The 13,246-nt window shown below is 61.9% G+C and carries 15 protein-coding genes; 6 read left to right on the forward strand and 9 right to left on the reverse strand.

Annotation, left to right across the window (positions count from 1 at the left end; all coding sequences use genetic code 11):
- Positions 1-107 precede the first annotated feature (107 nt).
- Together ACP26O_RS33225 and ACP26O_RS33230 are read left to right on the forward strand one after the other, a co-directional pair.
- Positions 108-1,328, forward strand: coding sequence for an MFS transporter (locus ACP26O_RS33225; RefSeq protein WP_175666270.1), 1,221 nt, complete (start codon positions 108-110; stop codon positions 1,326-1,328).
- Positions 1,325-2,221, forward strand: coding sequence for an oxidoreductase (locus ACP26O_RS33230; RefSeq protein ID WP_175666299.1), 897 nt, complete (start codon positions 1,325-1,327; stop codon positions 2,219-2,221). Before ACP26O_RS33225 ends, ACP26O_RS33230 begins: the two co-directional genes overlap by 4 nt.
- A 353-nt stretch (positions 2,222-2,574) precedes the next feature.
- Here ACP26O_RS33230 and ACP26O_RS33235 read toward each other — a convergent pair whose 3' ends face one another.
- From ACP26O_RS33235 to ACP26O_RS33270, 8 genes are all read right to left on the reverse strand, one after another.
- Positions 2,575-3,606: an alcohol dehydrogenase gene (locus ACP26O_RS33235; RefSeq protein WP_175666269.1), complete on the reverse strand. Its 1,032-nt coding sequence runs from the start codon at positions 3,604-3,606 to the stop codon at positions 2,575-2,577.
- A 38-nt stretch (positions 3,607-3,644) separates the two neighbouring features.
- A complete protein-coding gene (locus ACP26O_RS33240) occupies positions 3,645-3,863 on the reverse strand; it encodes an SDR family oxidoreductase (RefSeq protein WP_426284601.1) in 219 nt (72 codons plus the stop codon).
- A 92-nt stretch (positions 3,864-3,955) separates the two neighbouring features.
- On the reverse strand, positions 3,956-5,182 hold the full coding sequence (locus tag ACP26O_RS33245; RefSeq protein ID WP_175666268.1) for a bifunctional alpha/beta hydrolase/OsmC family protein: 1,227 nt from the start codon (positions 5,180-5,182) through the stop codon (positions 3,956-3,958).
- A 10-nt stretch (positions 5,183-5,192) separates the two neighbouring features.
- On the reverse strand, positions 5,193-6,356 hold the full coding sequence (locus ACP26O_RS33250) for a flavin monoamine oxidase family protein (protein ID WP_175666267.1): 1,164 nt from the start codon (positions 6,354-6,356) through the stop codon (positions 5,193-5,195).
- 2 nt (positions 6,357-6,358) lie between these two features.
- Complete coding sequence (locus ACP26O_RS33255) at positions 6,359-7,027, reverse strand: cupin domain-containing protein (RefSeq protein ID WP_175666266.1); 669 nt, start codon at positions 7,025-7,027, stop codon at positions 6,359-6,361.
- Positions 7,028-7,104: 77 nt separating this feature from the next.
- On the reverse strand, positions 7,105-7,449 hold the full coding sequence (locus tag ACP26O_RS33260; protein WP_175666265.1) for a carboxymuconolactone decarboxylase family protein: 345 nt from the start codon (positions 7,447-7,449) through the stop codon (positions 7,105-7,107).
- 60 nt (positions 7,450-7,509) lie between these two features.
- Complete coding sequence (locus ACP26O_RS33265) at positions 7,510-7,791, reverse strand: hypothetical protein (RefSeq protein ID WP_012372478.1); 282 nt, start codon at positions 7,789-7,791, stop codon at positions 7,510-7,512.
- A gap of 64 nt (positions 7,792-7,855) precedes the next feature.
- The gene (locus tag ACP26O_RS33270) at positions 7,856-8,629 is read right to left on the reverse strand and encodes an SDR family NAD(P)-dependent oxidoreductase (protein ID WP_011661318.1); all 774 of its coding nucleotides are present in this window, start codon (positions 8,627-8,629) and stop codon (positions 7,856-7,858) included.
- Positions 8,630-8,937: 308 nt separating this feature from the next.
- On the opposite strand from ACP26O_RS33270, the gene gcvA reads away from it, so the two are divergent.
- The 4 genes from gcvA (at position 8,938) to ACP26O_RS33290 (ending at position 12,301) form a co-directional block, all read left to right on the forward strand.
- On the forward strand, positions 8,938-9,867 hold the full coding sequence (gcvA, locus tag ACP26O_RS33275) for a transcriptional regulator GcvA (protein ID WP_175666264.1): 930 nt from the start codon (positions 8,938-8,940) through the stop codon (positions 9,865-9,867).
- 600 nt (positions 9,868-10,467) lie between these two features.
- Positions 10,468-10,971: an inclusion body family protein gene (locus ACP26O_RS33280; RefSeq protein WP_175666263.1), complete on the forward strand. Its 504-nt coding sequence runs from the start codon at positions 10,468-10,470 to the stop codon at positions 10,969-10,971.
- A 65-nt stretch (positions 10,972-11,036) separates the two neighbouring features.
- Positions 11,037-11,573, forward strand: a complete 537-nt coding sequence (locus tag ACP26O_RS33285) for an AidA/PixA family protein (RefSeq protein WP_175666262.1) — start codon at positions 11,037-11,039, stop codon at positions 11,571-11,573.
- A 197-nt stretch (positions 11,574-11,770) separates the two neighbouring features.
- Entirely contained in the window at positions 11,771-12,301 is a 531-nt protein-coding gene (locus ACP26O_RS33290; protein WP_175666261.1) for a GNAT family N-acetyltransferase, read from the forward strand.
- A 27-nt stretch (positions 12,302-12,328) separates the two neighbouring features.
- Here ACP26O_RS33290 and ACP26O_RS33295 read toward each other — a convergent pair whose 3' ends face one another.
- Positions 12,329-13,207, reverse strand: a complete 879-nt coding sequence (locus ACP26O_RS33295) for a LysR substrate-binding domain-containing protein (protein WP_175662144.1) — start codon at positions 13,205-13,207, stop codon at positions 12,329-12,331.
- Positions 13,208-13,246 lie beyond the last annotated feature (39 nt).

The following is a 13,246-nucleotide window of genomic DNA, read 5'->3' on the forward strand; positions in this document are numbered from 1 at the left end:
TTAGCTCAATTGATATGACTGATACCTCGGCCATAAAATTGACGCGTCGAACCAGAAGAACACACCACGAGTGGCTTCCATCAGCCACTCGTATAGAGAGAACGTCGATGCGCTTGCCGGTTTTTTCCCCTCCCGTCATGCGGGACGCTGTGCCATCACGACCGCGCGTGCTATGGCTATCCTGCATTGCACACGCAATCCACGATGGCTATACGGACATGATCTATGCGCTGCTGCCCGTATGGCAGTCCGAGTTCGGGCTCGACTTCGCGGCCCTGGCTATCCTGCGCGGCCTCTATGCCGGCACGATGGCGGTGCTGCAGTTGCCGGCAGGACGTCTCGCGCAACGCCTGGGCAGTCGCGCCGTCCTCGCGATCGGCACGCTGCTCGCCGCGCTGGGCTATGCAATTGCCGGCATGTCGGGTGGCCTGCTCGGTTTGTGCGTGGCGCTGGCGATATCGGGCGGTGGATCCAGCACGCAACATCCGATCGCATCGGGCGCCATCTCCCGCACCTACGGGCGTGACGCGAGAGGCCCGCTGAGCCTCTACAACTTTTCTGGCGATCTGGGGAAATCCGCGCTGCCGGCAGCCATTTCGCTGCTCGTGACCATGATGCCGTGGCGTCACGCGCTGTGGGTCGTCGCTGGATTGGGCTGCGTCGCTGCCGCCGGCATCGCGCTCTGGTTTCCCGCCGTGCCAAGTGGCGCCGGAAAGACGGCGGCAAAAGAGCAAGCGTCCGCTCAACGCACGGGCAACCAGGGGCGCGGATTCAACGCGCTGTTTTCCATCGGCGTGCTCGATACGGCCGTACGCATGGGACTGCTTACCTTTCTGCCTTTCCTGCTCAACGCAAAAGGCATCTCGCCTCAATTGCTGGGAACGGCCCTTGCGCTTGTTTTCATTGGCGGGGCGGCCGGCAAATTCTTTTGTGGCTGGCTTGGCGCGCGTATGGGTGTGGTCAGGACGGTGCTGCTCACGGAAGGCGGTACGGCTGCGTGCATCATCGGCGTGATGTATCTGCCGTTGGCGCTTACCATGGTGCTGCTGCCGATTCTGGGCATGATGCTCAACGGCACGTCGTCCGTGCTGTACGGAACCGTTCCGGAGATGTCCCCGCCCGAGCGCACGGAGCGCGCATTCGCGATTTTCTACACGGGAACGATCGCATCGGGCGCGATATCGCCCGTCCTCTACGGTTTCCTTGGCGACAGGATCGGTGTGCAGGCCGCCACGTATGCCACCGCGTTTACCGCTCTGGCAATTTTTCCGCTCGTGCTCGCACTGCGCCCGCATCTCGGAGATCACACGACAGGATCAACACCATGACGAAGTCTGACTACCCGACCGTGGCCGTTGTCGGTCCGGGCGCAATCGGAACGACCGTTGCCGCAGCCCTTCATGACGCTGGCCGCACGCCGGTGATCTGCGGCCGCTCGGCGCACGAGCGGTTGACGCTGCGCTTCGATGGCGGCGAGATCGTCGTGCCCGGGCCCGTGCGGACCGATCCGCAAGCGGTCAACGAAAGGTTCGATCTCGTGTTCATTGCGGTCAAGTCGACGCAAGTGGCGAGCGCGGCACCCTGGATCCCGGCGCTATGCGATGCGAAGACGGTGGTCTGCGTGCTGCAAAATGGCGTCGAGCAAACAGCCGCCTTCGCGCCATATGCAGCCGGCGCGGCGATCGTGCCATCGGTCGTCTGGTTTCCGGCGCAACGCGAATCGGATGCGTCGGTGTGGCTGCGCGGCAAACCGCGGCTTACTGTGCCCGATACGCCGGCGAGCAACGTGGTGGTCTCGGCGTTGCAGGGCACGCGATGCCCGGTCGAGGTGGCGGACGATTTCGTCTCGCTCGCGTGGCGAAAGCTGTTGCAGAACGCGGTGGCGGGACTCATGGTGCTGACTGGCCGCCGCGCCGGCATGTTCTCGCGAAGCGACATCACCGAACTGTCGCTCGCCTACCTGCGGGAATGTCTCGAAGTCGCCCGTGCGGAGGGCGCGAAGCTGGGCGATGAAGTGCCGCGGGAGATCGTCGACGGATTCCATCGATTCCCGCCCGATTTGGGGACGTCCATTCTTGCCGATCGGCAGGGTAACCGCCCGCTCGAATGGGACTGCCGGAATGGCGTGGTGCAGCGACGCGGACGATCTCACGGAATTGCGACGCCGATCAGCGATCTGGTCGTGCCGCTTCTCGCGGCCGCCAGCGATGGTCCGGGCTAGTAGCAAGGAGCCCGGTGGCCAAGTTCGATGTCCGCGACTAGGGACGAGTTGTTGATTGAGGCGGTGACGGATAGTCTCCAGATATGGTCGTCTATTTCATAGTAGCCGCGAGCACATTTCCAATAGCTGAAATAGCGATCCTGAGTTAGTGCGCTTCGTGGATCATCGAGGCCATCTGGATGCGGCACTCGGACAGAATGGAGAGCATCTTGCAGGATCGCAGCGACGTTTGGAAAGTCGACAGTGCGATGGTCTTCAAGTATCTCGACCAGAAGATCGCTACCGTGATATATGGGCCGAACCGGCAATCGAATCAGTGTTGCCATTGCTCGTTTTTTCTGTTGATTCGGGAATCACTTGCGGTGTGCACTCGTTGTCAAGACCATGCGAAACTTGACGTCGCCCGATTTCATCCGCCGGTATGCGTCGTTGGCCTGTTCCAGCGGCATGACCTCGATCTTCGGTCGAACTCCGGCGAGCACGCTAAACGCAAGCGTCGACTCATTTTCGTAGGGCGTGCCGGTGATGGAGCCGAGCATGCTGCGCTCGCCCACGACCATTTGGCCGGTCGAAACGGGCAACGGATCCTTGCCGGCACCCAGTAGTACCAACCGTCCTTGCGGTGCCAGGTCGGCCATCAGCGCCGACACGGTGCCCGGATGAGCGATCGTGGTCAAAATGGCCTGCGCGCCGCCCATGCTGCCGAGCTTGGCCACTGCATCTTCCTGCTCGGTGTCGATGTAGATGTGTGCGCCGAGCGCGAGCGCGTCATCGGCGATGTCGTTGCCTCGTCCGACAGCGACGACTCGGAAGCCCATGCGGCGCGCGTATTGCAGCGCCATATGTCCCAAGCCGCCGATACCCAGGATGACGACCGTGTCGCCAGCTTCGGCACCGCACTTCTTCAGCGCGTTGAACGTGGCGATGCCGGCGCAGAGAATCGGCGCCGCTTCCTCGGCATCGAGTTCGTCCGGAATAGAAACTAGCCCGGTGGCGCGTGCCAGCATCATTTCGGCATACCCACCGTCGCATGTTGCGCCGACGAAAGGTTGATTCTGGCAGAGCTGAAAGTGTCCCTTTCGGCACTGGACACATTCGTTGCAATGTCCGCCCAGGCGACCAACCCCCACGCGCTGACCTACCTTCCAGATGGAGGGAACATGCGCACCGAGCGCGGCGATGCGTCCGACCACCTCGTGACCGGGCACACGCGGAGGTTGTACTTCCGTACTGGCTCCTTCGACGTCGCCGACGTCGGCGCCGCAGATGCCGCAGGCTTCTACTTCGATCAGCACTTCGCCGGTGCCCGGTGTGGGTGTCGGACGTTCCACGAGTTCAAGGAAGCCGGGGCGCGTTATTTGCATCGCACGGTAGACGGTTTTCATGATCGTTGCTCCAAGTGTGGTCGAAAGGTATGAAGGCATTAGCGCACCGGCAAGGCCAGACGCCGGGTGTGGGGCGTCGACCATGCTCGATCGAAGTCGGACATTCGGGCCGGGTTCGAAGCTGGCCCGCGAGCTGCGTGCTCCGTGCGCTCAAATTCTAAGAGCTGCGCGAATCCGCCATCGACGACGATTTCGGCGCCCATCATGTAGCGTGAATCATCGCTGGCAAGGAATAGCACGGCCTGGGCAATTTCCATCGGCTCCCCCATGCGGCCCGGTAATCAACGCGGTTTTACCCTTTAATCTCATGGTCAATTCGTTGATATGAGTAGATTGTCAGGAGAACGTCCTAATCATTCGATTGGATCACCAATTTCTCGCTTTCCATTTCGAGCGTGGTGCTGACATCCGAGCCGCGAACAAGCGTCAAATCGACGGGGCACCGGTCGGCAATTGCGAGGAGTTTCTGCCGCTGCTCGTCGTCGAGTGGCCCCTCGAGGGAGATCGTCCGAGCGAACAGGTCGGCGGGTGTCTGATCGGGGCGCTTGCTATGCGTCACACGGGTAGATGCACGCACGAGCGGAATGCCTTTTCGGCGCGCGTACATGCGCATGGTCATGACCGTACATGCGGCGAGCGCCGCACAGACGAACTCGTAAGGCGATAGTCCGCTTGCCATCCCGCCAACGGACTCCGGTTCGTCGGCCAGGAACTGATGCTTTCCGCTGCGCATGGCCAACTGAAACAGCCCGTTGCCCGTTTCCTCGGCCAATACGCCGTCTCCCTCGGAAATATCGGGTATATCGGCGGCTGCCGCGGGCAGGTAGCGTACGGCCCAAGCCGCGACCACCGACGCGACGTAGTCCGAATCCGGCCGACGAGTCAGCAGATGGTCGGCGTCGTCGAGCGACACGAAGCTCTTCGGTTGGTGCGCGGCGACAAAGATTCGCGTTGCATGCTGAATGTCCACAATGCGGTCACCGGGCGCATGCATCACAAGCAAGGGCTTGTGCATGCGTGCAATGCGATCCTCCAGCTTCTGTTGGCGCGCATCGTCGAGAAACGACTTTCGGAACGTGAACGGGCGTCCGGCAAGCAGAACCTCGGCTTCACCGTCAGCTTCGATTTGCGCGAGCGAATCGCGCCCGAACAGCCCGAGAACGTGTTCGACGCTCGAAGGTGCGCCGATCGTTGCGACAGCCTGCACCGAGGGCATATCGGCCGCGGCGGCCAACGCGGCCGCGCCTCCGAGGCTATGACCGATCAGCAGGGAAGGCGCGCGGCCTGAGGCGGTCATGGCGCGGCCGGCCGCCACGAGATCATCGACATCTGCCGCGAAAGTGGAATTTGCGAACTCGCCTTCGCTACCGCCCAAACCGGCGAAATCGAAACGAAGCACGCCGATTCCGCTCAACGCAAGCGCTCGGGCAATGCGTGCCGCAGCGACGCTGTCCTTACCGCACGTGAAGCAGTGAGCGAAAATCGCCCAACCGCGGGGCGTGGTCTGTGGGCTTTCGAGCCGGCCGGACAGAAGGGCTCCGTGCGCGCCGTGAAAATCGAAACGTTGCTCCGCCATGATCATCTCCTCAGTGAGACGCGGTCGTCAAAGAAGTGTTTGCTGTCGCAATGCGCGAAACGAGCGCCTGCACACCTAACCCGGCGGCCTCCACCGCGCCGGCCAGATAGCCGGGAAAGTGGGGTGACCATTCGCTGGCGATACCGGTCAGGCGCCCGCTCCATGGACCGGAGGAAACCGTCGCGACAGGGGCGGTGGCATGCGCGTTCGCAGCAACGAGGTCCGCGGACGTCGCCGTATAGGGTTCCTGTGCCCAGTCCTTGATGAATTCTGCGCGAGGCGTGGCTGCCGCCGGGCCGAACAGGCGTACGAACTGCGCGCGGCTATGCATGCACAGCACTTCGTCGGATACGTTCTGGCGAACCTGGGCGGGCACGCCGAAGAAGCCGAACAGTGCCGCGCTGCCGCCGGGCATCGACGCGTCGTGAATCTCTCCCAACGGCCCGCGCGCGCTGCGGGCTTCGCCGGAGAGTCCCTGATCGCGCCAGAACGGGGTATCGTAGATCGCGATGTACTTTGCGTGGGGAGCCATCCAGGTCGCCGTAGCGCGCCATTGCCGGGCCAGCATGGGTGGAAGCTCCGGCTCGAACGCGATGGTGTTCTCGGCGAGGCGGGGCGGCAGCGCCAGCAATACCTGTGTGACGCGCCACGTCGTGAAGCCGCCGGAAGCGTCTTCACTATTCAGCTCGACATCTCCGTCCACGATGCGCATGCGCTTCACCGACTGGCCGGTGATAACCCGCTGGGGATCCAGTGCCTGGCGTAGGCGATCCACTAGCGAGCTCATGCCGCCGATCACGCGCATCGAGGCCGGCGAGTTGACATAGCCGCGCATGCGCACCGGCGGCTCATCGGGTGAGCGCTCCACCATCATGTCGCCCGTTTCGAACTGTTCGAACTGTTCCAGGCCCAATGCGTCGACGAGGCGTCGCAGCTCATGCTGATACTCGGGCCAAAACCAGGTGGGCCCAAGGTCGAAGCGGTCGATCGCGTCCGCAGTGAAACCGGCGTCGGCTGAAGCCTGTCCCGGGCCTGCGACGGAGACGATCCGGCCGCCGAGCGTATCGCGTGCTTCCAACAGCACGTAGTCCCGGATGCCCTGGCGCTCGAGCAACCAGGCGGCATAAAGGCCGCTCAATCCTGCGCCGATGATGGCAATGCGAGCTGTTTGCATGGCTATACTTCCGCTCCGATGGCGACCGGAAGACCAGTCTTGAGATAAACAGTGGCTCCCTGCGAAGCAGCGACGACGTTGAGGGAGTCGTCGGCCGGAACGCGGATCCAGCTGCCGCGACCGTAAATTTCGCTCTCTGCGACCACGGCACCCGTCAGTACGAGTAGTTCGGCACCGTCTCCCTGCGCCGTGACGAGAGCATCGTTCGGCGCCACGCGGTGCAAGCAGACTTGTTCGGTGTCGCCGGCAAACAGTGGACAGACGTCGCGGCCGTTCTGCCTGCGCCAAGCGGCTGGATCACGGGTGTCCACGCGCACACGGCGCGCCTCATGTAACGGCATCTGACGTAGCTTGACGAAGATCGTGGCGCCGTCACGACTCGAGGGCTGATGACAGGAGCCGGGCGGATTACGGAGATACCAACCGGCCGGATAGTGGCCGTCTTCGTCAGAGAAAGTGCCTGAGAGCACGAGGATTTCCTCGCCGGCTGGGTGCTGATGGCGTGGGAAATGTGAACCTGGGGCGTAACGTACGATACTCGTTGCTCGCGCTTTCTCTGCGCCCACACGATCCAGCATGACGCGTTCGACGCCCCCTTGGGGCGACGCGACCCATTGGTATTCGTGTGGCGTGACGATCGCGCGGCGCGAGAAATCGGCGTTGATTAGCATGGATTCTTCCAGACATCGGATCGAAAAATGTGGGCTGGCCGTCTCATCGCCGAGCGGCCAGCACATTTTCGTATTGCTTACTTGTTGGGCAATTGCTGATAGGTTTCGATGACACGTGCCGAATAGGTCAGCGCAGCACCTGCATTGAGGGCGATCGCAACGCCGAGCGCCTCGGAGATCTCCTCCAGCGACGCACCGGCCTCGACGGCCTTCTTGGTGTGAACCGAAATACAGCCGTCGCAACGCGTGGTCACGGCCACGGCCAGCGCGATCAGCTCGTGCATCTTCGCTTCCAGATGGCCGGTCTTCGCGGCGGCGTTGTCGATTGTCATCAGACCGCGCACGACCTCGGGGCTCTGCTTCGCGTAATCGCCCACGCGTTCCAGCAGGTCGTCGCGGTAGGCATTCCAGTCTTGCATCATGGCTTTTGCTCCTGTTGAGAATTGAGACGCCGGGTGTCGGCATGGCCCGGCGACATGGAATTACACCGTCTGGTAAATGCGCACATCGGGTGCGGCATCGAGCAGCGGTTTGAGGGCGCCCACTACGTCGGCGTTGAACAACTCGCTTTGCAGATAAGCGCTCGCATGCGCTTCGGTATCGAAGCCGTGCAGCACCTGGACATCGTCGTCTCGCACCAACAGTTCCTTGGATTTCGCACCCTCGATGGTCTCGAGGAACGGCGCCTTGTATTTCTGATAAATACCGGCAGCTGCAGCGCGATTGCCTTGGGCGACCTTCAGCGTAATTTGCAGATAGACCATTTGCAGTTCTCCTTGATAAGTGGAAGTTAATGCGAACCTGCGCGGCGCTCGTGTGCGCCGTACCTCAATTGCGGCCGGCCATCACGCCGCCGTCGACATCCCAGATCGCGCCGGTGACCCAGCTCGCCTTGTCCGAGAGCAGGAAAGCGACGACTTCCGCGACGTCTTGCGGCGTACCCACGCGGCCGATCGGGTGGAACGTGTTGAACCCTTGCAGTGCGGTGTGGACTTCCGCCTTGGGGATGAAGCCCTCGTAGATGGGGGTCTGAACGACCGCCGGCGACACGGCATTGACACGGATGTGCTTGGGCGCGAGTTCCATCGCGAGGTGCTGTGTCAGCGAGTGCAGACCGGCCTTCGCCATCGAATAGGCGGACGACGGCGTGGCTGCGATGGCCTGCTTGGCCCACATCGAACCGATGTTGACGATGGCGCCCGGCTTGCCGTTGGCGACCAGATTGGCAGCGACCTTCTGCGTGATGAAGTAGAACGCCTTGTTCAGCTTCATGTATTGGTCATAATCCGCGCCGGTATGCTCGAGGAAAGGCTTGGGGAAGAACACACCCGCGGCATTGACCAGCAGATCGATGTCGGCGTGCTGTTCGTCGATGGTTTTGAGCAGCGTTGCTACGCCGTCGTCGCTGGACAGGTCTGCGGTCACTGCCCATACTTGGCCGAGCTTGGCCAGTTCCGCTCGCGCTTCTTCCGTTTTCTCCGGACGATTGCCGACGATTACTGCGCTGCCGCCTTCGGCCAGCACCATGCGCGCCGACTGCATGCCCATGCCACTGGTACCGCCGACGACCAGCAGTTTCTTGCCCTTGAATTGGTTGCTCATCTCGAAACCTCTGTTGTATACCCGCCGATGGGCAGGTGTTGGACTAGAAGAAAAACTCGCACGGCGCGGGTGCCTCGCTACTTCGATGCCTCCGCCGGTGCGGCAGACTGCGACTGTCCGGGCTTCCGCCAGCCGCCATCGGAACCAATGCGAACAGATAAATGGGTGCTGCTTTTTCCCGTATTTGCATTGCGACAACGTCGCGGGCGGAAGCTGCTGACCGTCGACATGGGAGTAATTCTTTGCCTGTTTGCATCCGCCGACAAACGAGATAAAGTGTCCGATGTTGAAAGAAAAACTTTGTCTCCATGAAATCTCCCGTCCATCTCAACGCATTACGGGCCTTTGAGGCCAGCGCTCGCCATCAGAGCTTCTCTGCGGCTGCGGTGGAACTGAACGTCACACCGGCAGCGGTCGGTCAATTGGTTCGCACACTCGAGGATTGGTTGGGCACGCCGTTGTTTCTTCGAAGCACCAGTGGGCGAGCGAGGCTCGTCCCGACGGAGATGGCCGAACGCGCGTTGCCGGACATCAGGGCCGGTTTCGACCGGCTGACGCTGGGATTGGAGCGGTTGCAGGAGATCTCGACCAGCGGTGTGCTTACCGTGACGGTCAGCCCGGCGTTTGCCGCCAAGTGGCTGTTACCGCGTATCGATCGATTCCAGGCCGCATGGCCTGACACGGACGTGCGCCTGGATACGAACCATAAGTCAGTCGATTTCGTGGCCCAGCGGATCGATATCGGTGTGCGCTATGGGATGGGAAGCTGGTCGGGCCTCAAGGCGGACAAGCTGATGGACGAGGAGGTTTATCCGGTCTGCTCACCGGAACTGCTGCGCCAACATCGGCGTCTGCGCAAACCGGCAGACATCGTGCGCGAGACCTTGATCCATGACTTGTCGATGGACGGCCATGCAGGCTTTCCGACCTGGGAGATATGGATGAAGAAAGCGGGTGTGACGAACGCTCCTCCTACGCGCGGCATGCAGATCAACAATTCGGCCGCGGTGCTTCAGGCTGCGATCGAGGGACACGGCATTGCGCTCGCACGCAGCGTCATGGCGCGAGATGATCTCGCGAGCGGACGATTGGTTCGATTATTCCCGGATGTCAGCGTTGCATCCGAGTTGGCCTACTACGTCATTTATCGGCCGGAGTGCGCCAGCTTGCCGAGATTGGTCGCCTTTCGTGACTGGTTGCTCGCCGAGGCGACGCAGCATGACGGAACACGTCCCTGATCGAAAGAGCCTGCACTTACCTGCGTCCACATCCTTCCATCGGCCGCATACCGTGGCGGCGGGTTTATTGTTTGGGCGATCGGCGATCACCGGCTTTCCACTGAAAATCCGAAAAACCGTAACCACGGAGCAGCGGCACAAATCCCGAGCTGCATAAAACGGTCGCGCCTGAACGCCAATTATCTCGCGGTCGCCGGAAACCGACATATCAGTTTGGAGCGCGGCATTTTTGTATGTGCGCGCAATCGTCAAGTGTTTTTGTTTTAATTCCATCCAAACTGAACTTAATGAAACGAAGATCCGGATAATTCCATATTCCTGCCTCCAACGCCAATGAGGCTCAGTTGCGACGCGATCCGCGGGGATAATGTTAAATATAGATTCAATCGCGATCTTTTAATAAAGAATTAAAAAAGCAAAGCCGATTACTTGTCTGTCAGGATTTACAGGTTTATTTGAGTAACCATTCTGTGTAAATTTCAAATCGCGGGACAACTTGATGGGTCAAGTTTTCATACGCATCGTCAACTGCTCGACGATTGAGGATCGTTTTGAAAAGTCCGCGCAATGGCCGACCCATTTATTTCAATTGGAGATACTATGTCACGCGTTACCGATGTGCTCGTTTCGATCGATACCGAAACAATTCTCCAGAAGTATCCGAACCCCAGCCGGGATCCGAAAAATCCGACGCTGATCGACTGGAAGCACGTGTACATGGTCACGAACCAGGACAACGTGGTCTCCGGGCAGGCGGGCGGCGAACTGGATCTGAAAGCGCAAGTCGGCGACCTGATCCGCTGGCGCGAAACGAGTCTGTCGCTGGGCTTCGAAAAGCAGGTGGTCTTCTATGGCTTCATCGCCAATCAGGGCAAGGAGCTGATCTCGACGCCGACGCCGCGCAAGGCCACCGCATCGATCCCGATTCCGAACCCGAGTTCGCCGTCGACGCCGACCTGCCAAAAAGTCGACAACTACTACTGGTCGTCGGAAACGCTGTCCGAAGGGCGCGTTACCTACCACTTCTACTTCCAGATCATCGACCGCAATTGCCAGTCGCTGGGATGCTATCAATGGGATCCGTTCATCTCGATCCATAACTGATCGCGGCACGCGGGCGGCCGCATGGCGGTCGCCCGTGTCATTGTCTTGTCCCGGAGGAAGCGCCCATGTCTGGACTTCGTTGCGATGTGCTCGCGATCGTCGACGCAGCCACGTTGCTGTCGGCTTACCCCGATGCAAGCCGGAACGCGGACAAGCCGACTGTGATCGACGGCCGGCACATTTACGTTGTGAGCCCCGGCGATACCGGAGCGCTCGGCCACAACGACAGCCGGCTCTTTGCCGGCCTGCAGCCAGGCGACCAGCTCAGTCTGCGCGAAACGGCGCTGGCGCTGCGTGCCGAGCTGAGTGTCCTGTTCATCCGGTTCACAGTGAAGGACGCCGGCATCGTCGCGCCGATCGTCCCGGAGGTGCGCGACGGAGCGGTGCCGGTACCGAATGCCGACGACCTGCTCAATCCGGAGTGCCGCCCACAGCAAGACCACTATTGGCGCAGCGACGTGCTGGCTTCGGGCGCCACGTCGTGTACGGCTGATTTCGCCGTACTTGACCGCGACGGTGCCGTTTCGGGTTATTACCGCTGGGAGACGTCGATCGAGATCGGCGGCGGCAAGCAGGCTGCCACGCAGCCCGACCTCAACTAGCCGGATTTCAAGCCGCCGCCTCACTGCGGCGGCAATTTCCATCTGCCGCCCGATACCGACGTCAGCTCGCTCGGAGATCGGAGATCGGCGCAGCACTCCCATGCCCGCAAGATGCTGACATCGTCGCCCGGATCATCGACAATCCGGCGTGTGCGCCGCGCCACCCGCGCGCGCCAAGCCGCCCGAGAGACGCCTCCATGTCCGGACTATCCATCCGATCCGCCAGCCTCGCCGATGCGCAGGCGATCGCCGATTTTCACGTCAAGGTCTGGCGGCATACCTATCGCGATCTCGCGCCGGCGCAAGCGCATGCCGTCCTCGACGCGCACTATCGCGGCAGGAAATGGCGGGAGAAGCTGGCGTCGAACGATGGCGACCAACTGGTGCTCGTGGCGGAAATCGACGGCACGATCGTCGGAATCGGCGCGGCCGGCGCGCCGTCGGAGCCGGTCTTCGGCGGCCGTGGCGAAATCAAGTTCCTGTATGTCGACCCCGAGTTCAAGCGTCGCGGCATCGGCCGCGCGCTGCTCGCCCGGCTCGCCACGCATTTGCAGCAGATGCGGTATCGCGGCGCGGCGTTGAGTGTCGTCAAGGGAAACGACGCCGCGATCGCCTTTTACGCGTCGCTGAACGGCCGGTTGGCGGGCGAGTATGTCGATCCGGGGCCGATCTGGCGATCGCACAACATCGTGATGGTATGGGACGACCTGGCGAGTCTCGCTACCTGAGTCCGCCCGCTGCCGCGCGCCCGCGCGTCACGCCAGACGGGCGCGCAACCACGTCGTGAACGCGGTTACGAGCGGCGAATCGGCCAGCTCGTGACGCGTGACCAGATAGTAGGCGTGACGCGACGGCACGGCCGCGCTGAACGGCCGCACGAGCGTGCCGTCGAGCAGGTCGTCGCGCACGGAGAGGCTGTCGCCGAGCGCGACGCCTTGCCCGTGCACCGCGGCTTCGACGCCGATATGCGCGTTGCCGATTTCCAGAATGCGGATGCCTGGTAGCTTGTCCGCGTTCGCTTCCGCCAGCCAGCGCGTCCACGACCCCGCGTGCTCGCAGAACAGCGTGCGTCCCGCGAGATCCTGCACCTTGCGGATCGCATCGGGCCCGTTCATTAGCGCCGGACTCACGACCGGGAACAGCGCCGGATGCGCGAGCAGCTCGACGCGCCGGTTTCGCCAGTTGCCTTCCCCGTAGCGAATGCATACGTCGACGTCGGGCGAGTAGGTCTCGCGATCGTCGTTCGACGGAATCACTTTCAGGTGGATCCCCGGATAGCGCTCGAGAAAATCGCCGATGTGCCGGGCGAGCCAGCGTGACGTGAGCGACAGCGGCGTCGACACGACGAGATCGCCGGCGGCTGCCGGCGAATCGAGCCTGACGGTGGCGTTCGCGATCATGTCGAACGCCGCGCCGACCGGTTCCAGCAACGCCTCGCCTTCGGGCGTGAGCTTCACGCGGGCTTTTGATCTGACGAATAGTGCGACGCCGAGCGTGCTCTCGAGAATCCGGATCTGATGGCTGACCGCGCTCGCGGTCACGTGCAGTTCGTCGGCCGCGGCCGACACGGTGCCGCACCGGGCGGCAGCCTCGAATGCGCGAAGCGGGTTCAGCGGGGGCAGGCGGTTGCGCATCGGGGGGCGCGTCGCAGGCGACGGTGCTGAGAAAAATTT

It is taken from the genome of Burkholderia sp. R-40, assembly GCF_049942845.1.
Taxonomy (GTDB): Bacteria; Pseudomonadota; Gammaproteobacteria; order Burkholderiales; family Burkholderiaceae; genus Burkholderia; species Burkholderia ambifaria.